Source organism: Bacillus sp. FSL M7-0003, assembly GCF_038628485.1.
In the GTDB taxonomy this organism is placed as follows: Bacteria; Bacillota; Bacilli; order Bacillales; family Bacillaceae; genus Bacillus; species Bacillus safensis.
Genome location: NZ_CP152024.1, coordinates 1,004,155 through 1,025,518, shown reverse-complemented (window position 1 = coordinate 1,025,518; position 21,364 = coordinate 1,004,155). Strand labels below are relative to the sequence as shown.

Genomic DNA, 21,364 nt, shown 5'->3' with positions numbered 1-21,364 from the left:
CCATTCATTTTATGGCCGAACATTCCTCCTTTCTATTATAATAGACAATCGAAAAAATCCACAAGATCAAATGTAAATCGCTTTCATTTCCTTCAATCAAAAAAGCACTGCTATCTCTAGCCGTGCTTTCCCGCAATTAATAAATCAAATCAAGAAAATCCTCTTTTGATACGTTGCCGAAATAGTGGCGCATATCCATATCTTCTAAGACATCACTGATCGTTTTACGATCATATTGCTGTCCGATGAGCCGCTTCTCAATATCGGCAATATCCCCTACACCAAAGAAATCACCAAAGATTTTGCAATCCTGGATCATCCCTTTTTTCACTTCTAATCGCAAATCAATGGAGCCTGCAGGGAATCTCTTAGAATGCTGCAAATTAAATTTCGGTGAACGGCCGTAGTTCCATTCCCATTTTTGATAGCGATCTCTAGAAATTTCGTGAATCTTTTCCCAATCCTTTTCAGTCAGGCGATATTGAGGCACGTCCCCATTTGTATCAAAAATGTAGCTTAAAAGAATTTTTCTAAATTCTTCTGTTGTCATTTTTTGATCCATCAGTTCACTAATATTGGCAACCCTGCTTCTAATCGATTTGATGCCTTTTGATTCAATTTTTTCTTTTTTCACATTTAAAGCCGAAACGACATGTTCAATTTCTGAATCAAATAGAAGTGTGCCATGGCTGAAAATACGTCCTCTTGTTGCGAACTGGGCATTTCCAGAAATTTTACGTCCATCTGCCATGATGTCATTTCTGCCGCTCAATTCAGCTTTAACGCCCAGCTTTTCAAGCGCTTTGATGACTGGCTCTGTGAACTTTTTAAAGTTATGGAAGCTGTCTCCATCATCTTTTGTGATAAAGCTGAAGTTTAAGTTCCCTTTGTCATGGTAAACTGCACCACCGCCGGATAAGCGGCGCACGACTTTGATTCCGTTGTCTTCCACATACTTTGTGTTGATTTCTTCTATTGTATTTTGGTTCTTTCCGATAATGATCGACGGCTGATTAATGTAAAACAGCAAATACGTTTCTTCTGGATCTAAATATTTTAAGCAATATTCTTCAATTGCCAAATTAATCATTGGATCATAATGTTGTTCGTTATCGATAAACAGCATCTCTATCTTCCTTCCTTGTTCCATCTAAGCCCTGAATGGGCAAGCTGTATACTGCCAGTATATAACGCCTGTGCTTCATTGACTAGGTCTTTATGACGACCAAAATGGGGCAGATGGGTGATGATGAGTTCCCCAACATTTGCTTCCTTTGCAATCTTTCCTACTTCCGTACTGTTCATATGTCCAGCACCTGATCCATCTTGTCCAGCGTAAAAATTGCTTTCGGCAATGAGCAGATCTGCCCCCTTGCTAAATGGAATAAATGCCTCCTGATAGCTTGAGTCTGCTGTATACACGACCACAGCATCTTCTGCCTGAATTCTCATCGCATAGCATTCTGCTGGATGAACCGTTTTCAAAAAATCAATTTGAAAGGGTCCGAGTTGAATCCCTTCTTCCGGCTGATAAGGCTTTGCCTTTGTATGTACATCATCAGAAAGCCGTCCAAATGCTTCTTGATCACCAGTATGTCCATAGATCGGAAGCGGGCCGCTGCTTTTTCCTAAATGATATCCCACTAGCTTCGCATATTGGAGTGGTCCGATATCTGCAATATGATCGTGGTGATAATGAGAAAGGAGAACAGCATCTAGTTCTTCTATATCAATGTATTGCTGAAGCTTTGAAAGAACACCGCTTCCGCAGTCTACAAGAAGACGAAAGCCATTTGATTCAAAAAGGTAGCCTGATGTCGCTTCACCAGCTGCCGGAAACCCTCCATAGCATCCAATTATGGTTAATTTCATCGTCATTTTTCCCTCCTTTTCTAAAAATCCCCTTCTTACAATATACCCATTTTTCATGAAAAAAGCATTCTTCCTGCCTATTGTTACAAAACAGATTGACAATTATCAATCTGTTATAATACAATAATAGCAACAAAACGTATAGGAGGATGACAAATGCTAGGAAAAATCACAGAGTTTTTTAGAAATTTGCCCTCAAAAAAATGCACAAAATGTGGAAATGATTTAATGGAACAGCACGAGTGTTATGGTAATGAATGTGAGGAATGCTCACAAGTAAGTTATCTTAAATAAGGAAATAAATTGAATAAAAAAGCACTTTTTTCCTCCTTCGTCAGTTGGAGTCAAAAGTGCTTTTTATTTTTTCTGAAAAATAGGTAAAAAGGTAAAACCCCTGTCACAAAAGGGTTTTTTAGTATTTTCATATGATGAGTTTTAGTTCTGAAGACACTTTTTATTGACTAGAAGCAATGAAGGGGGTTCTAAATGTCTATTTTTTCTAACAATTTTGTATTTTCTTAATATAATTTTATCGTGGACGAACCTCTTTAATTTTAGTTATACTTTAATTCATATATTAAAACTTAATATGATGGGAATATTCCTTTAATGAATATGTTAGGGAGGAAATCTATGAAAAAATTAAAATTTGGATTGGCTACTCAAATCCTAATCGGTCTTATTCTCGGTGTCGTTGTTGGGGCAATCTTTTTCGGTAACCCAGGTGTCGAGACATACTTAAAACCAATTGGAGACTTCTTCTTAAGACTCATCAAGATGATTGTCATACCAATTGTCGTATCCAGCTTAATTTTAGGTGTTGCAGGTGCGGGTGATGGTAAAAAAGTAGGGAAACTAGGTTTTAGAACCATTCTTTATTTTGAAATTATCACAACATTTGCGATTGTCCTTGGTCTTGTCCTTGCAAACTTTGTACAACCTGGTGCAGGCGTTGACTTTGGACATGCAGAAAAACAAGATATTAGCCAGTATGTTGAAACGGAAAAAGAGCAAAGCAGCAAATCAGTTGCTGATACGTTCCTTCATATCGTTCCAACGAACTTCTTCCAATCATTGGCGGAAGGTGATTTGCTTGCGATTATTTTCTTCACTGTGCTATTTGCACTTGGCGTTTCAGCGATTGGGGAACGCGGTAAACCAGTGCTCGCCTTCTTCGAGGGTGTATCACATGCCATGTTCCATGTCGTCAATGTTGTGATGAAAGCTGCACCATTTGGTGTATTTGCACTCATTGGTGTGACCGTATCAAAATTTGGTCTTGAATCTCTTATTTCATTAGGTAAGCTTGTAGGTCTTGTTTATTTTGCGCTCGCTCTCTTCCTTATCGTTGTATTCGGAATTATCGGAAAGATGATTGGCGTCAATATTTTCAGATTTCTTGCTTACATGAAAGACGAAATGCTTCTTGCCTTTAGTACATCCAGCTCTGAAACAGTTTTACCAAGAGTCATGGATAAAATGGAGCGCATCGGATGTCCAAAAGGCATTGTTTCGTTCGTTATCCCAATCGGTTATACATTTAATCTGGACGGTTCCGTCTTGTATCAAGCCATTGCTGCGCTTTTCCTTGCACAGGTATATGGCATTGACCTTACGATCGTCCAGCAGCTTACACTAGTTCTTGTGCTGATGGTTACATCTAAAGGAATGGCTGCCGTTCCTGGTACTTCATTTGTTGTATTACTCGCGACATTAGGAACGATCGGTGTACCTGCTGAAGGTCTTGCATTTATTGCAGGTGTGGACCGTATCATGGATATGGCGCGGACAGTTGTAAACTTAACAGGAAATGCACTTGCAGCTGTTGTCATGTCTAAATGGGAAGGGCAGTATGACCCTGAAAAAGGACATCGTGTGATGACTGGACAAGAGGCACCTGAGCCAACACAGCTTTCAAGCTAATCAAAAAGAACCCCATCTATCAGGGGTTCTTTTTTTATGCTGTGATTAATGGTGATTGAACATAGTAGTAAAGGAGATCCGCTGTATGGATAAGTGAATCTTCATGTGTTCTTTCAAAAGCATGCGAGGAGTCTATACCAGGACCAATCAGTCCATGAATGATATCATGCCCTGCTCTAATGGCTGCTGATGCATCAGAGCCATAATAAGGGTAAATATCAAGGCGGTAATCAATGTTGTTCTCTTCTGCTAATGCAGCTAAATGCTTGCGTAATCCATAGTGATAAGGGCCACTCGAATCCTTTACACAAATCGATACACTATATTCATCTGTTGATTGACCGTCACCGATCGCACCCATATCTACAGCTAGATATTCCACTGTTTCTTCTGGAATATTCGAGTTGCCGCCGTAGCCAATCTCTTCATTATTGGAAATTAAGAAATGCGTCGTATGCGGCAATGTGATCTTTTCCTTTTGAATCCGGTGGATGAGACGCAAAAGCAGCGCAACACTTGCCTTATCATCAAGATGTCTTGATTTAATAAACCCTGAAGACGTCACTTCCACTCTCGGATCAAATGAAATAAAGTCCCCTACTTGAATGCCAAGTGCTTTGATATCGTCTGCATTTTTCACCTTTTCATCGAGACGAATCTCCATATTTTCTTGATTTCGTTTCGCTTTTCCAGCATCCGCATAGACGTGTACGGATGTTTGATGCATAAGAATGGTCCCTGTGTATGTATGGCCTGATGCTGTTTCAATTTCACAATATTCGCCTTCAATTGAGTTATATTGAAAGCCTCCAATGAGTGCAAGACGAAGCCGTCCATTTGATTTAATTTCCTTAACCATCGCACCGAGCGTATCAACATGCGCTGTCAGCATGCGGTGTTCTTTGTCATCTGTGCCTTTGATGGTGGCAATTAATCCGCCTTTTCGATTTCGTTTTGTCTCAATATTCAAATCTTGTAAAAAACGTTCAACAAAGCCGATCACTTTTTCTGTATTTCCTGATGGACTTGGAATTGATACGAGCTTTTGAATCAGCTGAACGGTTTCGTTTACTTCAGTTGTCATTCGGCATTTCCTCCTTTGTCTGAAAAGCAATTCCTTCCATGTATGCCTTTTTCAGCATCTCTTCTTAAAATATATCGCTTCAGGTTCGAGATGTCTAATTTCAAATGAAAAATCCTTCCTCTATAAAGAGAAAGGATTCATAGATTAAGCTTCGTCCTGTTTCATTTTTCTTACGTTCCAAGCAAAGTATGCTGTTGTTGCTGCCATCATGATGATCGCAACTGTTCCAAGGATCGCTGCTTGGTGCCATAAATAGCTGTCATCACCGCTTGCAATAATCGTTCTAAATCCGTTGATGGTATACGTCATTGGAAGCAGACTATGAATGACTTGGAAGAATTTCGGCACAAGCTCAAGCGGGAATGTACCAGCACTTGCTGCGAGCTGAAGAACCAAGATAATAACGGCAATGAAGCGTCCTGGATTCCCCATAGTCGTCGCCAGCAGCTGAATGATCGCTAAGAATGTCAGACTGACGATAATCGCAAAGAGATAGAAGCGCCAGAGGCTTTCCACCTCAAGACCAAGCCCAAAGATGAGCATGGAGCTTGCAATAACTGCTTGCAGGATACCGACAAAGAGAAGCACACTATATTTACTGAAAAACCATTCAAACGCGTTTCTAGGGCGTCCAGCAGGGTCTTTCATTGGGAATACAACGGTGAGCATGAGAGCCCCTACAAAGAGTCCCATCGATAAAATATAAGGTGTGAGCCCTGTACCATAATTATCGATCTTTTTCGCTGTATCATTTTCTGTTTTCACGGGACTCGCAATCATATTGTAATTGTCTTGACCCGCATCAATTTCTCCTGTTTCATCAGCGGCACTTTTTAATTTATCGGACAGCTTACCTGTACCGCTCTTTAAATCTCCCAATCCTTTATCGAGTGATTTTGAGCCTTCAGCAAGCTTAGATGTGTTGCTTTGGATATTCGTTGAACCACTTTCCAGCTTATTTAACGCTGCACTCAGCTGGCTTGAACCATTCGCAAGCTTATCTGCACCGCTTTTCGCTGTATTCAGCTTTCCATTTGCTGTTTGCAGACCATCTTGTAATTGGCCTTGACCTGTTTGAAGCTTAAGTGCACCTTGATACAATTTATTCGTTCCAGATGTCATTTGATCAATCGCATTTTGTATCGCGACTGTAGATGTGTACAGCTGTTCCGTTTTCTTTGGCAGCTGTTTGACTTGCTGCAGCTGAGCTTTTGCAGAAGCAACCGCAGATTGAACCTCACTTGCATCAGGCAGTTCCTGCAAGGCCGCTAAGCTTTGTTCAAGTCCAGACAGATCTGGCAGTTCGTTTTTAGGCAGACTGTCAAGCTGATCCATTGCCGCCTTTTTCTCTTCATCTGTCATTGAGCTGTTTTGGATGATGCTTTTTACTTTAGCATCTCGATTCGATAGCGCTTCTTTTAATGAAGCAAGTTTTGTACTAAACGTTTTTGCGTCTTTTTTCACCTGATCGAGTTTAGGCGCCATCTTTTCAAGATTCGCTAATTCTGGTGACGACAAGACTTTTTCTACTGCTTCAATTTTTTCTGAAAAAGATTGTGCTTTGTTGTTTAGCTGCTCAATACCCGCTGTGAATTGCGGCATTTTAGAAGCGAGCTGCTGATGACCTTCACGGCTTGTGTTTAACCCTTCAGTCAATGTATCAATTCCTGTGCCAAGCTCTCCAAATTTCTGATCGATGGTTTGATAGCCTGTTAAGAGCTGGCCAAGTCCGCTGTCAAGAGATTGTATCCCTGTGTTCAGTTCACCCATTTTACCAGCAAACTGATGAACACCTTCGCTATAGGTTAATGTTCCTTCAGCCAATTTTGCTAAATTGTCCTTTAACTTGTTACTGCCATCTTTTGCACTTTTTGTTCCGTCATCAATTTTCTTCGCACCATCGCTTGCTTGATCTAAACCTTTTGCAATCGTTTTGAAGTTATCAAAAATGACCTCTGCGTAATTTTTTGTGACTTCCTTTGAAACCGAATCTTTTAATTTGATAATGGCATTATTCGCAATTTGTGACGCCGCATAGTTGGCGCCTGGATTCGTATAATATTTCAGATTCGATTTTTTTGGATGTTTATCAAGGACTGTACTTGCATTTTTCGAGAAATCCTTTGGTATTTCCACGACGAGATAATAATCCTCATTATTTAATCCCTTCACTGCCTTTTCTTCACTATCGACAAAGTTCCATTTGAAATTATCGTTTTTCTTTAATTCCTTCACTAAATCATCGCCGACATGCAGTGTCTTCCCGTCATAATGACTGCCTTCATCCAAGTTGACAACCGCTACAGGCAACTGATCGACTGTACCATATGGATCCCAGTACGCTTTTAAAAATACACCGCTGTAAATCAGCGGAATAAATAAGACAGCTAAAATCGGGATCAGTAGTTTTTTGCTCGTCACAATGTCTTTCCATTGATTCCGAATTAAATTCATTGCTGTTTTCCTCCCATAGATGAATGACTAAATTTAGAATTTGGTCATTTGAACTTAAAAAAAATTATGGTGCTACTAAAAGTCCTTTGAGAACATAAAGTTCCAGCGACTCGGCCACCTCTTCTTTTGTTAAAGGCTCGTATCGCTTTTCCCAATCAAAAATAAGTGCAATATATAGTTTCACCATCACAAATGCAGTCAATTCAGGATCACATGGCTTAATGTCGCCTTTATCAATCGCTTCTTTTACTTTCGTTTTGATATAGCGAATGATCATTTGCTCCATCTTCTCAATCATTTCCTTGACCGCTGACGTGCCAAGCTCCGCACTTTCCTGAAAGATTTTGATTGTGAGCTGGTGGTTTTTTCGAAATTCCAATATTGCAAAGAGTGCTAAGTGAAGGTTTTCAGAGAAACTTTTTTCCTCATCCATTGCTTCATCCGCAATTTTCCTCATCTCCATTAAAAGGGATGTGAAAATTTCATCGAACAGCTCTTCTTTGTTTTTGAAAAAGGTATAAATGGTTCCTTTTCCGACGTTGGCAAGCTTCGCCACGAGGTCCATTGTGGTGGCTTTATACCCGAATTGAGTAAATGCCTTCGTAGCCCCGTCTAAAATCATTTGTCTCCTATCAACACTCATGATCTCACTCCCAAAATGACTATTTGAACGTTTTGGTCATTAAGTACAGAAAGTAATATACCACACCCTTTTCCCCGGATGCAACAACTTTGTTCACATTTATGATTCCCAACTCTTTTCGATTGATTCGAACATGAAAAACTCCCTTTCCATGACAGAAAAGGGAGTTGTTTTTTTATGAAAATAGGTAAGATAAAGCTTCTGAAATAGCAGCTTTTCCTTGATCAATACAATCAGGGATTCCGACACCTTCAAAAGCAGCACCTGTGATATAAACACCAGGATATGATTGCTTAAACGTTTCTCGCATGTTCGAAATAGCTTTTTGATGACCGACGTGATATTGCGGCATGCTCGTCTTCCAGCGAGTCACTGTCGTCAGTTCTGGATCTGCTTTAATATCCATGATTTTTTTCAAATCCTCCAGCACGATGCTGACGATTTGATGGTCTGACTGCTCGACAATTGATTCGTCGCCAGCTTTCCCTACATAGGCACGCAATAGCGTTTTTCCTTTAGGAGCTGTATGCGGCCATTTTTTGTTCGTCCACGTACAGGCTGTAATAGAGAAATCACTGTTTCTTGAGATGACAAAACCAGTACCGTCATATTCATTATGAACATCCTCTTCTTTAAAACCGAGTGCCACCGTTGCAACAGAAGTTGATGTCATATCATGCAAGTACTCAAGCCCTGCTTCTTTTGGAAACATGGAATAGATCGATTGATGCGGAGTTGTCACAATGGCTGAATCAGCAAAAAGCGTTTGACCGCTGTCTAACTGCACACCGTAGCCCCCATCTGTTTTTTCAATCTGCTGCACTTTTGTCCCTTTATAAATCGTTGTCAGCTTGAGCTTGCTTTCTACTGCTTCAACAAGCGCTTGCAGTCCTTGATTGATCGTTTGGAACTGCCCTTGTCTTTTCGCTGTCACTTGCTGCGCTTTCGCATGCTGCTGTGATTTTTTCATCCCAAGAATCAAACTGCGATGCTTTTGTTCTGTTTGATAAAACTGCGGGAAGGTAGACATTAAGCTGAGACGGTCAATGTCACCTGCATAAATGCCTGATAGAAGAGGTTCGATTAAATTCTCAACTACTTCATCACCGACACGTCTTCTAAAAAATTCACCGAGCGACTGATCTTCTGTTTGCTTGCTTTTTGGCAAGACGAAATCCATTGCGGCTCTCGCTTTTCCTGCAACTGAAAAAAGACCGGTTGTGATGAATGGGCTGATTTGAGTTGGAATACCCATGACAGCGCCTTTTGGCATCGGGTGAAGAGTTTCATTGACTAGTACATATGCCTGCCCTGTTTCATTATTGACGAGCTGATCTGCGAGACCCACATCCTTCGCCAGCTGCGGTCCACTGACCTTTCTTTCTAAAAATGAATCAGGTCCACGTTCAATGATGTAGCCGTCTTTATATAATGTTTGTATTTTTCCACCTAGCCTAGGGCTCGCTTCAATAAGAGATATTTGAATGGGAAGACCTTTTTCTTCGACTTCCTTTTCCAAATAGAAGGCGGCGGCTAAACCAGTGATGCCACCGCCAATGATGACAAGGTGTTTTTGATTGTCATGCATAGGATCGCCTTCTTTTATATAATTACTTGCTTTCGTCAAGCTTCTTTAATACGACAGTTGCGAGAGCATCAATAAATGCTGGTTTCGCATTTGGCATTTCTGGACGATAGTAGGCTGCACCGATTTCATCTGTCACGACTTTACATTCATAATCGTTGTCGTATAACACTTCAAGATGGTCAGCGACAAATCCAACAGGCACATATACGAACGTTTTATAGCCTTTTTGTTCGAATAGGTCACGTGTTAAGTCTTGAACGTCTGGTCCAAGCCATGGATCAGGCGTGTTGCCTTCACTTTGCCAGCCTATTTCATAATGTTCAATTCCTGCACCTTCTGCAATCATTTTGGCAGATTGTGCGAGCTGATCAGGATATGGATCTCCTGCTGCAATAATCTTTTCAGGAAGGCTGTGTGCAGACACAATGAGTACGGCTGATTCTCTTTCCTCTTCACTCATTGATGCATACGTATCCTTCACTTGTTTCACCCAATAGTCCACAAACTTCGGCTCATCGTACCAGCTTTCCACAGACGTAATCTTCAGATTGCCAAGCTTGTCTGCCTCATCTTGTGCACGCTTGTTATACGATTTCACGCTAAAGGTTGAAAAATGCGGCGCAAGAACAATACTCACTGCTTCTGTGATGCCGTCCTTGTGCATCTCTGCAACTGCATCCTCAATGAACGGCTCAATATGCTTTAAGCCAATGTAGACATGAAATTCAATGTCGTCTTGGATGTCGTTCAAATGATCACACAAACCATTTGCCTGCTGTTCGGTAATTTTTGATAAAGGAGAAATACCGCCGATTGCCTTGTAGCGATCCTTCAAATCTTGCAGCATCTCTGGCTCCGGCTTTCTGCCTCTGCGGATATGTGTATAATAACGCTCAATATCTTCTTCTTTATATGGGGTGCCATATGCCATGACAAGAAGTCCCATTTTCTTTTTCTCCACAACCAACACTCCTTCAGATCATTTGAAATAGTTTAGATGGATGATTTTTTATGTTTCGCTGAATAATCGTGAATAAAATCTGTCAGCTTCTTTAACGTATCTGGTGAAACATCTGGAAATACCCCATGACCTAAGTTAAAGATAAAGTGATCTGATTTCATTCCTTGATCTAAAATAGCTTTTGCTCTCTCTTCAATGACTTCCCAAGGAGCAAGTAAAATGGTTGGATCAAGGTTCCCCTGTAACGTTTTTGTGAGCCCTTCTTTTCTTGCTTCGTCTACACTCATACGCCAATCCAGTCCAACCACATCAAGCGGCAGGTCATGCCAGTCTTTCGCTAAATGGCTTGCTCCAACTCCATACATGATCATTGGGACGTTTTCAGACTTCAGCTCTGTGAAAATTCGCTGCATGACAGGCTTAATGAATGTCCGGTAATCTGCTGCATTTAAAGCACCAACCCATGAGTCGAAAATTTGAAATGCACTGACCCCGGCTTTTACCTGCGCGCGTATGTACGTAATCGTCATATCAGCTAACTTGTTCATAAGCAGCATCCACGCCTCAGGATCACTGTACATCAGTGCCTTTGTTTTATGATAATTTTTAGATGGGCCGCCTTCAATCATATAGCTTGCCATCGTAAATGGTGCGCCAGCAAAACCGATAAGCGGAACATTCAGCTGCTCCTTCGTTAAAAGCTGAATGGTATCAAGCACATATGGCAGGTCTTCTTCAGGATGAAGTTCCCCAAGACGTTCGATATCTGCTTTAGATCGAATCGGTGCATCAATCACAGGTCCAATTCCATTTTTAATTTCTACGTCCACTCCAATAGCCGGAAGCGGGGTCATAATATCTTTATATAAAATAGCGGCATCTACACCATATTGTTCTACAGGAAGTCTCGTTACATAAGCACATAGCTCTGGCTGATGCGTAATTTCAAATAGCCCGTATTTTTCTTTAAGGGCACGATATTCAGGCTGTGAGCGTCCTGCCTGTCTCATATACCAAACTGGTACATGGTCTGTTTTTTCCCCTTTACACGCCTTTAAGAACGTGTCATTAAAAACCTTCGTTTTTCCCATTACCTTTCATTCCACCTTTCGCCTTATACTCTCTTTTTGTACAAGGCTCAAACCTGCTTTTACTATACCGTTTTTTCAAGGCACGGTATACTAAAGCGGCTCAATGTTCAAAAAATCGCCGAATATTAACGTCCAAAAGCCTCTGGCTTGACATATGGACTGCCTTCGCCTTCTTCTTGCGTTTGAGTATTATATGGAACAACCTTATACTCTGCATTTGAAAATACATTGGCATACGGCATTGTATAGCTGCCCACGCCTGTCACTGTGTCGATCAGCGTCTCGCTTCCATTTCTCTTTTCATAGATACGGTATTCAACGCGTTTATCCTCTTGATTGTCCCAATACAGCTCTAATGTAAACAATCCTTTGATTTTAAACGCATAGCGGGCTTCAAATCCTGTAAGTCCCTCTAAATGGATAGGCGACTCGAGCTCTTTTATCCCCTCTGGTTTTTCAAACGTTTCATTGGTGATTTGAGCTGCTGTTAAAATATCTTTAAACAGCTGTACAGGGTATTGACTGCCCCCAGTTAAATAGTGGCTGTTATCGGTTTTGTCATACCCCATCCAAATTGCACCCGTTGTACTAGGCGTATAGCCGGCAAACCAAGCATCTTTTGTTGCACCTTTCACACCTGAATATGTGGTCGTACCTGTTTTACCTGCTAAATCTCCAGCGTATGAACCGCTCTGGGCTGTCCCGCCCTTGACGACTTGCTGGAGCATTCTTGTCATATTCCAAGCATTCTGCACACTAAATACTCGTTCTTGCTGACTACGATTCTTTTCTACAGTTTCTCCTTCATCATTGGTGATTTTTTGAATAAAGAAAGGCTTTTTATATACGCCTTCATTTGCAAAAGTATGAAAGGCTCCAGCGATTTGTAATGGAGAAACTCCTTTCTCTAAACCGCCAAGCGCAATAGCTAAGCCTTTATCCGAGATATCTATCCCCATTTTCTCGAGATATGATTTCGACATATCAATGCCCAGCTGGCTTAATGTCCACACAGCAGCGGTATTTTTACTTTTCATGAGGGCTTCCACCATTGTGACCCTGCCTTCATACTGCCCATCGTAATTCTTAGGTGAATAGCCGTCATAGCTTTTTTCTTTGTCTTCAAGCAGTGAATAAGGTCTGAATTTTTTCTCCTGCATTGCCGGACCGTAGACTGCGATCGGCTTAAAAACAGATCCCGGCTGCCTAACAGCTGTCACCCTGTTGTAGCCTCTTGCCTGATATTCTCGTCCACCGATGGCTGCTTTCACTCCACCAGACTCGTTATCAATGAATACGGCGCTGCCTTCCGGAGAACCGCTTTTTCCCGGGAAATAACGGTTGTTCTTCATCGCATCATAAGCGGTTTTTTGCAGATTCATATCAATCGGAACTGTAATGGTATAGCCGCCTTGAAGCAATTGTTCATGCGAAATGGCATACTCTGATTCTGCTTCTTTAATAATGAGATCAACATAGCTGTCCACCCAAGGCGTTTCTGATTTCTTTTTTAAATGAATGCCTAGTGTTCTCCCTTTTGCTTCTACTGTTTCTGTTGAAGACAAATATCCTTGTTCGTTCATTAAATTCAGGATGGTGTCCCGCCTCTGTTTATTTTTATCAGGGTGTAAAACAGGCGAGTAAGAAGATGGTGCCTTTGGCATCGCAGCGAGTGTGGCACCTTCGCTGACCGTTAAATCTTTCACATCCTTACTAAAATAATAATTGGCTGCTGCCTGAATACCATAAACACCATGGCCAAAGTAAAGCTGATTCAAATACATCTCTAGCAGCTTATCCTTTGAATAATCTCTCTCTAAATTAATGGCAATAATGACTTCTTTCGTTTTTCGAAGAAAGGTTTTGTCATTTGTGAGAAAAATATTTTTTGCGAGCTGCTGGGTAATTGTACTGCCGCCCTCTACCTTCCCTCCTGCTAATATATCTCGATAAACCGCCCTTGAAATAGACTGTGCATCAATTCCGTGATGCTCATAAAAACGCTTGTCCTCGACAGCCACAAAAGCTTTTGCTACTTTATCAGGCACCTCTTTTAATGACACAGGGTCCCGATTTTCTGAATACATGCTTGTGAGTTCTTTTCCATTCTGATCAATGATTTTGGAGGAAGCATGAAAAACAAGCTTCTTTTCATCTATGACATAATGTCCTAAAAATAAAATCGTCAGATAGCCAATAAATGAGAGTACAATTGTACTTCCTGCAATGACTAATGGAATGATTATCTTCTTTTTCTTCAAATTAGGTCACCTCATTCCTTTATACGGATAGTATGGGATGTATTGCTTCATAATATGTTTTATGGATTGACTGCCAAAGAATTATATATCATTCTTTTGTTATACTATCAAGCAGGAGGCGGTTTAGATGAATTTCTATATTACATATGGAACAGCAGATTTTTTGCATAAAATCGCAAAAAAACACCATCTGGAAAATCTGCTTTATATGGTCGGAAAAGAACAAGCAGCTCTTTTTCATGAAACGGAGGGTGAGACTGTATTTAAAGCCCCTCATGCCTATGATGTGATTTATGCGAAAGGCGAGCTTGTCCAATCTGGTTTCGTCACCTTGAATCATATCCCTGTTAAGCTTGAAAGCAGAGCACTGTTTGAATCCACCTTTCAGAAAAAGACGAACATCTCAGAACATCAGCGCGGCTTCCAGGCTATTCGCGTGTTAAGACCTAAAAAAGATGAAGAAGTTTATTTGATTTTGACACTTTGGGAATCAGAGGACTTATTTCAAGACTTTCAAGAATCAGAAGCATTCTTTCAGCCACACGAGGATACAGGCTCCATTTTCTCTCGTCCAGCTTACCTCACATCCTACCATGCCGTCACAGACAATTAAGGAAGTGCTGCTCTAGCACTTCTTTTTTTCATCAAAAAAAGCCCAGTCGCTGGGCTCTTCATTTTATGAGCTTGATTTCAGCTCGTACCGATGAATGATCGGCTGAAGCACATAGAAATTTAGCAATATCCACCCTAATAAGATCGGCCACTTCAACATAGGTGAAGCACCTTTCAATTGAATCAGCAGCACCAATAGTGGAATCAAGCAGATCATGAAAAAACTCATTTTTGAGACAAATGTTTCTTTGATTTGATGCCGGCAGCTTGGACACATCATCATTTTCGTATGTGATAAATGAAATTTTTCGACGAAAGAAAATGTTTTTGAACAATTTGGACAGCTTCCCAACGCTACTCCTCCCTTTCCTTGCTTCATATCCACTTCGACTTTTATGTAAAATGACCTTTTGATACTGACCACGAAATCCTCTTCTGTTGAAAGATTCTAACAATTACCATACAATCAGTAAAAGAGCATGAAGGAGGTTTTCGATTCAATGACAATATCCACTTTACAAAAAAGCATCAATGAACGTCTTGATGAACATTATGAGGAAATGGTTGAAATTAGACGCCATCTCCATATGAATCCTGAACTTTCTTTTCAGGAAGAAGAAACAGCCGCTTTCATCGCCAGCTACTATGATACATTACAAATACCTACGCGCACCAAGGTGGGCGGTCATGGCGTACTCGCTTTTATTAAAGGAGCTTCTCCGGGACCAACCATTGCCCTCAGAGCTGATTTTGATGCACTTCCCATCCACGATGAAAAAGATGTACCTTACAAATCAACAAAGCCTGGTGTGATGCATGCGTGCGGTCACGATGGGCATACTGCGACACTTCTTGTATTAGCTAAAATTTTGCATACGCATCGTGATCAATTAAAAGGGAAGATCGTCCTCATTCATCAGCATGCCGAGGAATATGCTCCCGGCGGTGCAAAACCAATGATTGAAGACGGCTGTTTAGACGGTGTCGATGTGATATTCGGTACGCACCTTTGGTCTTCAGAGCCTTGTGGCACGATTCTTTATAAAAGCGGGAACTTTATGGCAGCGGCGGATCGTTTCTCCATTCAAGTCCAAGGGAAAGGCGGACACGGCGCCCAGCCTCATTTAACAAAAGATGCCGTACTCATCGGTTCACAAATCGTCGCAAACCTGCAGCAAGTCGTTGCACGTAAAGTCAATCCAATTGATTCTGCTGTTGTTTCTGTTGGAGGTTTTGTAGCGGAGAATGCCTTTAACGTTATTGCAGACTCAGCTGTTTTAACTGGTACTGCACGATCCTTTGAAGAAAATGCACGGCATATCATCGAACGAGAAATTGAACAGGTGGTAAAAGGGGTATGCCAGATGCATGATGCTGCCTACACATATGAATACGTCAGAGGATACCCTGCTGTCAAAAACCATCCAAAGCCGACTGAATATATTGCTGACATCGCAAACCAGACAGAAGGTGTCACAGAAGTAAAAGAAGCGGAAACCCAAATGGGCGGAGAAGACTTTGCTTACTACCTTCAGCATGTCCCTGGTACCTTCTTCTACACAGGCGCCATGCCCGAAAACAGCCAAGACGTGTATCCACATCATCATCCAAAGTTTGATATCAACGAAAAAGCAATGCCTATCGCAGCAAAGGTACTCGCTAACGCCGTTCTTTCCTACAATGAATAAAAAAAAAGCCGCTGTCATCAGCGGTTTCAGCGTGTAGACAAACCCTCGCATTCGGTGTCAGGTCTGCGCTCCGGTGCTCACGAATGTCAAATTCGCTCCGCTGCTCGTCCTTCCTAGACTGCAAAGGTTTTCTATCACGCTGTGCTGAAAAGAAGACAAAGGGCTAAAATAAAGATTATTTTAGCCCTTTGTCAACAATCTGAAGCCGCTGTTATCAGCGGTTTTTCTATTTCATTTCTTTCAATATTCGCAAGTGGAACACATGGCGTGCAACCTCTCCGAGCTGTCCTGTCAGCTGATGATTTGCCACCCCGCCAACAGCGGCTCCGACGACCGGCATTAATTGAAACAGCTTTACAAGATCAATGTAATCTCGATACTCCTGCTGAAAGCTGTACCAATCCATTTCCTCGCAGCTCGTTTCCCAATCATCTATGATCTTCATCATTTTTTGACGATGTGCACTGCTGGAAAAGGCGAGTTGAAATATACAGAGCAAAAAGAGTCTTTCCTCCTTTTGAGATAAATCAAAGCCATAAATACACGCCAGCTCATAAAGGCATTTCATCTTTATGCTCAGCAGCAGCGGAAAGTCTGCCATTCCGAGGAATAAACCGCCTGCACCTGTTCCAACCCCTTCGATAGCAGCCGCCTTTTGGTAATACTTCACTTTATCCTTTGCCAGTTCATTTCGTTCAACAATAGATAATTGTTCATCAATCACTGAAAATGAAGTAAAGTGTGATCCTGATACGGTTGATTCAACCATTGTTTTGACTGCACTTGTGATGACTTGATGAAACCTGGCAGGAATTCGGCGGTTCACCTGCTGCTGAACTCCTTTTGAAAACCGTTCGATCTTTGAAGGTTTTCTTAAAAAACGTGTTTGAAAAAGAATGGCTTCTTCATACAACTCCCGTTCAGCTGCATTCATCCGGTCCCCTCCTTGATGTCATCATACGCTCGCTGTAATTCCACTTATCTCATCTTTTTTAATCTGCTTTGTACGTAAGGCTTAAAGAGGACAAGCACAAACGCTACAGAAATGAGAAAGGCAAGTCCGCTTCCCTGCCAGCCTCCTGCTGGAAGTACCGCACAGCTCAGCAATATCGATTGGATGATGAGCACATTACGGACGAGAACAAAAAAGCTTCGATCCTTTTCTTTTTGAGAAACTGGATAAAGTGCCTGTAATGAAAGATGAGCAAAGTGCTTCGTTAACGGCACAAGCTGTACACCTGTGATAAATACTGTGAACAAGACTAGTAACGCACCCACCCAGCCTGCTGCACCTGTATACAAAATAATCAGGACAAACACGGCAGTTAATCTAAACACCAGACCAAAATAGTCATTTGAGCGTACAAACGCCCTCACATACATATAAGAAAAAGTTTTACGCTGATCGTAAGGAACAAACTTCAACATCCAGTCCATGTATGCTCTTCTTTTCACCTGTTTCTTTAAGTGAGGCACATCTGTAAATAAGTTTGCCAAACGATAAAAGCGCTGCTTCCGTTTTAATTCATCAGAAATATGCATTTCCCATTGAAAGGGCTGTTTTTTCACTGCATTTGTTAAGTAGACAAGATAGACACCATAGATAAGATAAAAAACGATTGCAATCGCATAGGCTGCCTGTAAGATGGTGTAGATCAACATCATATTTAATAGAAAACGAAGGGCTGCATCGAGCCATCTCACGTGTTTTCCTTGAAAATAAGTCATTCTCCATTGAATGGCTGTATTCAGACCCTTTATTAAGATCATTTGCGCCAATATCAGCACATACTCCGTGATGCCTCCTGAAGACACCGCCGAATAAAGCGGAAGTGCGACAATCGATACAGCAATGAGAGGAAACAGCTGAGAAATGAAGCTAAAGTTAAACGCTTGTTTTAAGTAAGGCTCCATCTTTCCTTCCAAAGGAAGCAAAAACACGAGATCGGCTTCTTTAATCAACGTACGTACGTATGAGCTTGTAAGTACCAATGAGAAAACAACTGCCATCACCCAGTAGGATGGGAAGTGAGCTGGAATATGTTTGAGCCAGCTGCTGTACCAGCTTGCTCCGCCTGCAAGGAAAAAAATGAGCACAATGACAAGATGATCGTTGAACATGTATTTTAAGTATTTTCTTGTTTCTTGTATGTGTTCCTCTAATCTTGATTTCCAAATAGTAAGCGTTGTTTTACTCATAGCTTTCTTCCTTTGTTAATTCCAAATAAAGATCATCGAGTGTCGCATCTCTCATATCGAACTGTTCTCTCAGCTCTGCCAGTGTTCCTTTCGCTCTGATTTCCCCTTCGTGCAAAATAATGAAGGAATCACAATAGCGCTCAGCTGTCGCTAAAATATGCGTTGACATCAGGACACTAGCGCCGCTTTTCTTCGCTGCATTCATCCGTTCAAGCAGTGCATTGATTGCAAGAGGATCAAGCCCTAAAAACGGTTCATCGATGATATACAGCTCTGGTTCCACAAGGAATGCACACATAATCATGACCTTCTGCTTCATTCCTTTTGAAAAATGAGCAGGGAACCATTTCAGCCTTTTCTCCATTCGAAATTCTTTCAGCAATGATGGCAGGCGTTCGTCTAATTGTTCCTTTGATAGACCGTAAGCCATCGCTGTCAGCTCTAAATGCTCTTTTAACGTTAATTCTTCATATAAAACAGGTGTTTCAGGAATAAATGTAAATTGTGAACGATACGCCTCTTGGTCGTCTTGAAGAGTTCGTCCATTCAATTCAATGACACCTTTATGCGGTTTCATGAGCCCGATAATATGGCGGATGGTTGTACTTTTCCCCGCCCCGTTTAAGCCAATGAGACCGACGATTTGATTTCTTTCTAATTCAAATGAAATATTTTTTAGAACGGGATTCTTCGTATATCCGCCCGTTACATCTTTTACAGTGAGAAGGGACATGAATTCGTTCCTTTCTTTCTTTTTTCCTTTATAGTAACAAAAACGAATGATAATTTGAAATGTTTACCTATAGACGAGTCATGAATAAAAAATAGGCGCTTTGGTCATCATAATGTATGTAGAAGAAATGAACTTGATGACCAATAAGTAAATGAGGTGTTTGTTAAAGGCAAAGAACCGCATGACAAGTTGGTTTTTCATCTAAAAACCTTAGCTTCTGTTTTGCTTCACTGATTCTTGATTTTTGTGTCCTATACAATATGTATTCGACAAACCAAAACGTCAAATGAGGTGTTTACGGCAGAAATAGCAGGCACATGAATTCTTTATTTCAGTAAATAGAGAATTCAAAAGGCATTCGAATGAAAGCATCAGCATTTCTTCTGCAGGAGCAGGATGAGCGACCAAAGGAGTTCGCTTGTCCTGTTTTCTTTTTTGCTTCTTTTTATGATACGATAAAGGAAAAATAGTGAGGAGTGACATGGCGTGAGCGACTGCATTTTTTGCAAGATCATTGATGGAGACATTCCATGTGCAAAAGTATATGAAGACGAGCATGTATTGGCTTTTCTTGATATCAGCCAAGTAACAAAAGGACATACCCTTGTAATCCCGAAAATACATAAAGCAAACATCTATGAGATGACACCAGAAGTGTCTAACCACTACTTCCAAGCGATTCCGAAAATTGCAAGGGCGATCAAACAGGAGTTTGAACCAATTGGGTTAAACCTCCTGAACAACAACGGTGAAAAAGCCGGTCAATCGGTGTTCCATTACCATATGCATATCATTCCGCGCTACGGAAAAGGCGATGGCTTTGGTGCCGTATGGAAATCACACCAAGATCAATACACGTCAGAGGATTTAAAAGACATTTCTTCTGCCATCCACACGCGGCTTACCTCATCTTAACAGATGAGGTTTTTCTTATTTTTGCCCCTTTTCCTCGCTTCCATCTCCTAATAGTAAGATATTTTGAACGATTCAAATTTTTTGTCCAAATGCTTCAAATTTGTGATAGGATGGTTTTATCTTTTGATCCATTAACGCGAGAAATAGGGAGAGATTGTGATGAAGCGAACGACGAATTTTAATGCTGGTCCGGCGGCACTGCCGCTAGAAGTTCTTCAAAAAGCACAGGAAGAACTTGTTGATTTTAAACAAACTGGGATGTCTGTGATGGAGCTTTCTCATCGCAGCGGTGAATATGAAGAAGTCCACAATAAAGCAAAAGCGCTTTTGGGGGAACTGATGCACATTCCAGAAGATTATGAAGTCCTCTTTTTACAAGGCGGAGCTAGTCTTCAATTTGCGATGATTCCTATGAACTTCTTACATGAAGGCGAAACAGCTCATTTCATTCAAACAGGCGCTTGGTCAGAAAAAGCATTGTCAGAAGCAAAAGGGTTTGGTCAGACATCTGTGCTTGCTTCAAGTGAAGATGACAACTACTCGTATATTCCAGAAGTAGATACTTCTGGTTTAACAGATGGTGCTTACTTGCACATCACATCGAACAATACGATCTTCGGCACTCAGTGGAAAACGTTCCCGAACACGTCACTCCCGCTCATTGCGGATATGTCCAGTGATATTCTCAGCAAAAAAATAGACGTTTCTTCATTTGATCTCATCTATGCTGGGGCACAAAAAAACCTAGGGCCTTCAGGTATCACGATTGTGATTGCACGCAAACGTTTATTAGAGAAAGAGAAAAGCAGCACGCCGAAAATATTAAAATATTCAACACATGCAAAAGCTAACTCTCTTTATCATACACCACCGACTTTTGCGATTTATATGCTGTCACTTGTCCTTGAGCATGTCAAACAAGCTGGCGGTGTAGAAGCAGCGGAAAAACGCAATGAACAAAAAGCAGGCATTCTCTATGATACCATTGATCAAAGCGGCGGTTTTTATCAAGGGCATGCGCGCGCTGACAGCCGTTCACATATGAATGTCACCTTTACTCTTCGCGATGATGCACTTACTTCTTCCTTTGTGGAAAAAGCAAAGCAAGAGCAAATGGTTGGACTTGCCGGCCACCGTTCTGTCGGTGGATGCAGAGCATCTATTTACAATGCGGTCTCAATTGAAGACTGCCAAAAGCTTGCGGACTTTATGAAAAAGTTCCAGCAAGAAAATGAGTAAAAAGGCTTTTCTATAGAGAAATAAATTTGTTATAATAACGAGAAATATAAAGTCATGACTCTTGCAATAAATGATGAGCCATATTATTGGAGAGTCCTATA

General features: G+C 41.2%; 19 protein-coding genes. 6 read left to right on the top strand and 13 right to left on the bottom strand.

Features of this window, described 5'->3' with window-relative positions; all coding sequences use genetic code 11:
• Nucleotides 1–136: 136 nt before the first annotated feature.
• Together MHI23_RS05125 and MHI23_RS05120 are read right to left on the bottom strand one after the other, a co-directional pair.
• Complete coding sequence (locus MHI23_RS05125; protein WP_024425472.1) at nucleotides 137–1,126, bottom strand: lipoate--protein ligase; 990 nt, start codon at nucleotides 1,124–1,126, stop codon at nucleotides 137–139.
• A 2-nt stretch (nucleotides 1,127–1,128) separates the two neighbouring features.
• Nucleotides 1,129–1,872, bottom strand: coding sequence for an MBL fold metallo-hydrolase (locus MHI23_RS05120; protein WP_024426552.1), 744 nt, complete (start codon nucleotides 1,870–1,872; stop codon nucleotides 1,129–1,131).
• A gap of 156 nt (nucleotides 1,873–2,028) precedes the next feature.
• On the opposite strand from MHI23_RS05120, the gene yhfH reads away from it, so the two are divergent.
• Both yhfH and MHI23_RS05110 read left to right on the top strand, forming a co-directional pair.
• Nucleotides 2,029–2,166, top strand: a complete 138-nt coding sequence (gene yhfH, locus MHI23_RS05115) for a protein YhfH (protein WP_008359029.1) — start codon at nucleotides 2,029–2,031, stop codon at nucleotides 2,164–2,166.
• Nucleotides 2,167–2,505: 339 nt separating this feature from the next.
• Nucleotides 2,506–3,795 (top strand): cation:dicarboxylase symporter family transporter, encoded by a 1,290-nt coding sequence (locus MHI23_RS05110; protein ID WP_024425470.1) that lies wholly within the window; start codon nucleotides 2,506–2,508, stop codon nucleotides 3,793–3,795.
• Between the two features lie 34 nt (nucleotides 3,796–3,829).
• Here MHI23_RS05110 and MHI23_RS05105 read toward each other — a convergent pair whose 3' ends face one another.
• The 7 genes from MHI23_RS05105 to MHI23_RS05075 all read right to left on the bottom strand — a co-directional run bounded on the left by MHI23_RS05105 (nucleotide 3,830) and on the right by MHI23_RS05075 (nucleotide 13,877).
• Entirely contained in the window at nucleotides 3,830–4,879 is a 1,050-nt protein-coding gene (locus MHI23_RS05105; protein ID WP_025093349.1) for a M42 family metallopeptidase, read from the bottom strand.
• A 144-nt stretch (nucleotides 4,880–5,023) separates the two neighbouring features.
• A complete protein-coding gene (locus tag MHI23_RS05100) occupies nucleotides 5,024–7,333 on the bottom strand; it encodes a YhgE/Pip domain-containing protein (protein WP_125587312.1) in 2,310 nt (769 codons plus the stop codon).
• Between the two features lie 64 nt (nucleotides 7,334–7,397).
• Nucleotides 7,398–7,976, bottom strand: a complete 579-nt coding sequence (locus MHI23_RS05095; protein ID WP_169510857.1) for a TetR/AcrR family transcriptional regulator — start codon at nucleotides 7,974–7,976, stop codon at nucleotides 7,398–7,400.
• A 175-nt stretch (nucleotides 7,977–8,151) separates the two neighbouring features.
• Nucleotides 8,152–9,564, bottom strand: coding sequence for a protoporphyrinogen oxidase (gene hemY / locus MHI23_RS05090; protein ID WP_041117028.1), 1,413 nt, complete (start codon nucleotides 9,562–9,564; stop codon nucleotides 8,152–8,154).
• A 22-nt stretch (nucleotides 9,565–9,586) separates the two neighbouring features.
• Nucleotides 9,587–10,525: a ferrochelatase gene (hemH, locus tag MHI23_RS05085; RefSeq protein ID WP_024426557.1), complete on the bottom strand. Its 939-nt coding sequence runs from the start codon at nucleotides 10,523–10,525 to the stop codon at nucleotides 9,587–9,589.
• A 32-nt stretch (nucleotides 10,526–10,557) separates the two neighbouring features.
• Nucleotides 10,558–11,616, bottom strand: a complete 1,059-nt coding sequence (gene hemE / locus MHI23_RS05080; RefSeq protein ID WP_041117026.1) for a uroporphyrinogen decarboxylase — start codon at nucleotides 11,614–11,616, stop codon at nucleotides 10,558–10,560.
• 125 nt (nucleotides 11,617–11,741) lie between these two features.
• The gene (locus MHI23_RS05075; protein WP_125587313.1) at nucleotides 11,742–13,877 is read right to left on the bottom strand and encodes a PBP1A family penicillin-binding protein; all 2,136 of its coding nucleotides are present in this window, start codon (nucleotides 13,875–13,877) and stop codon (nucleotides 11,742–11,744) included.
• A 127-nt stretch (nucleotides 13,878–14,004) separates the two neighbouring features.
• Here MHI23_RS05075 and MHI23_RS05070 point away from each other — a divergent pair, with 127 nt between their 5' ends.
• A complete protein-coding gene (locus MHI23_RS05070; protein WP_024426559.1) occupies nucleotides 14,005–14,490 on the top strand; it encodes an antibiotic biosynthesis monooxygenase in 486 nt (161 codons plus the stop codon).
• Between the two features lie 63 nt (nucleotides 14,491–14,553).
• On the opposite strand, the gene MHI23_RS05065 is transcribed toward MHI23_RS05070, so the two are convergent.
• A complete protein-coding gene (locus MHI23_RS05065) occupies nucleotides 14,554–14,841 on the bottom strand; it encodes a hypothetical protein (RefSeq protein WP_226015057.1) in 288 nt (95 codons plus the stop codon).
• 148 nt (nucleotides 14,842–14,989) lie between these two features.
• Here MHI23_RS05065 and MHI23_RS05060 point away from each other — a divergent pair, with 148 nt between their 5' ends.
• Nucleotides 14,990–16,177: a M20 family metallopeptidase gene (locus MHI23_RS05060; protein WP_163115324.1), complete on the top strand. Its 1,188-nt coding sequence runs from the start codon at nucleotides 14,990–14,992 to the stop codon at nucleotides 16,175–16,177.
• Between the two features lie 226 nt (nucleotides 16,178–16,403).
• On the opposite strand, the gene MHI23_RS05055 is transcribed toward MHI23_RS05060, so the two are convergent.
• Genes MHI23_RS05055 through MHI23_RS05045 form a run of 3 tightly spaced genes read right to left on the bottom strand, consistent with a single transcriptional unit; the run spans nucleotide 16,404 to nucleotide 19,109 of the window.
• On the bottom strand, nucleotides 16,404–17,111 hold the full coding sequence (locus MHI23_RS05055; protein WP_125587315.1) for an EcsC family protein: 708 nt from the start codon (nucleotides 17,109–17,111) through the stop codon (nucleotides 16,404–16,406).
• Between the two features lie 44 nt (nucleotides 17,112–17,155).
• Nucleotides 17,156–18,376, bottom strand: coding sequence for an ABC transporter permease (locus MHI23_RS05050; RefSeq protein ID WP_125587316.1), 1,221 nt, complete (start codon nucleotides 18,374–18,376; stop codon nucleotides 17,156–17,158).
• Nucleotides 18,369–19,109, bottom strand: a complete 741-nt coding sequence (locus MHI23_RS05045; protein ID WP_024426563.1) for an ABC transporter ATP-binding protein — start codon at nucleotides 19,107–19,109, stop codon at nucleotides 18,369–18,371. The genes MHI23_RS05050 and MHI23_RS05045 overlap by 8 nt, the downstream gene beginning before the upstream one ends.
• Before the next feature lie 486 nt (nucleotides 19,110–19,595).
• Here MHI23_RS05045 and MHI23_RS05040 point away from each other — a divergent pair, with 486 nt between their 5' ends.
• Both MHI23_RS05040 and serC read left to right on the top strand, forming a co-directional pair.
• Nucleotides 19,596–20,024, top strand: coding sequence for an HIT family protein (locus MHI23_RS05040; protein ID WP_342492348.1), 429 nt, complete (start codon nucleotides 19,596–19,598; stop codon nucleotides 20,022–20,024).
• 159 nt (nucleotides 20,025–20,183) lie between these two features.
• Nucleotides 20,184–21,263 carry a 3-phosphoserine/phosphohydroxythreonine transaminase gene (gene serC, locus MHI23_RS05035; RefSeq protein WP_024426564.1) on the top strand — a complete coding sequence of 360 codons (1,080 nt, stop codon included), beginning with the start codon at nucleotides 20,184–20,186 and terminating at the stop codon, nucleotides 21,261–21,263.
• Nucleotides 21,264–21,364 lie beyond the last annotated feature (101 nt).

Coding starts and splice junctions, on each gene's coding strand:
- MHI23_RS05125 (WP_024425472.1), bottom strand. CDS start 1,126: ATGCTGTTTATCGATAACGAACAACATTATGATCCAATGATTAATTTG.
- MHI23_RS05120 (WP_024426552.1), bottom strand. CDS start 1,872: ATGAAATTAACCATAATTGGATGCTATGGAGGGTTTCCGGCAGCTGGT.
- yhfH (WP_008359029.1), top strand. CDS start 2,029: ATGCTAGGAAAAATCACAGAGTTTTTTAGAAATTTGCCCTCAAAAAAA.
- MHI23_RS05110 (WP_024425470.1), top strand. CDS start 2,506: ATGAAAAAATTAAAATTTGGATTGGCTACTCAAATCCTAATCGGTCTT.
- MHI23_RS05105 (WP_025093349.1), bottom strand. CDS start 4,879: ATGACAACTGAAGTAAACGAAACCGTTCAGCTGATTCAAAAGCTCGTA.
- MHI23_RS05100 (WP_125587312.1), bottom strand. CDS start 7,333: ATGAATTTAATTCGGAATCAATGGAAAGACATTGTGACGAGCAAAAAA.
- MHI23_RS05095 (WP_169510857.1), bottom strand. CDS start 7,976: ATGAGTGTTGATAGGAGACAAATGATTTTAGACGGGGCTACGAAGGCA.
- hemY (WP_041117028.1), bottom strand. CDS start 9,564: ATGCATGACAATCAAAAACACCTTGTCATCATTGGCGGTGGCATCACT.
- hemE (WP_041117026.1), bottom strand. CDS start 11,616: ATGGGAAAAACGAAGGTTTTTAATGACACGTTCTTAAAGGCGTGTAAA.
- MHI23_RS05070 (WP_024426559.1), top strand. CDS start 14,005: ATGAATTTCTATATTACATATGGAACAGCAGATTTTTTGCATAAAATC.
- MHI23_RS05060 (WP_163115324.1), top strand. CDS start 14,990: ATGACAATATCCACTTTACAAAAAAGCATCAATGAACGTCTTGATGAA.
- MHI23_RS05055 (WP_125587315.1), bottom strand. CDS start 17,111: ATGAATGCAGCTGAACGGGAGTTGTATGAAGAAGCCATTCTTTTTCAA.
- MHI23_RS05050 (WP_125587316.1), bottom strand. CDS start 18,376: ATGAGTAAAACAACGCTTACTATTTGGAAATCAAGATTAGAGGAACAC.
- MHI23_RS05045 (WP_024426563.1), bottom strand. CDS start 19,109: ATGTCCCTTCTCACTGTAAAAGATGTAACGGGCGGATATACGAAGAAT.
- serC (WP_024426564.1), top strand. CDS start 20,184: ATGAAGCGAACGACGAATTTTAATGCTGGTCCGGCGGCACTGCCGCTA.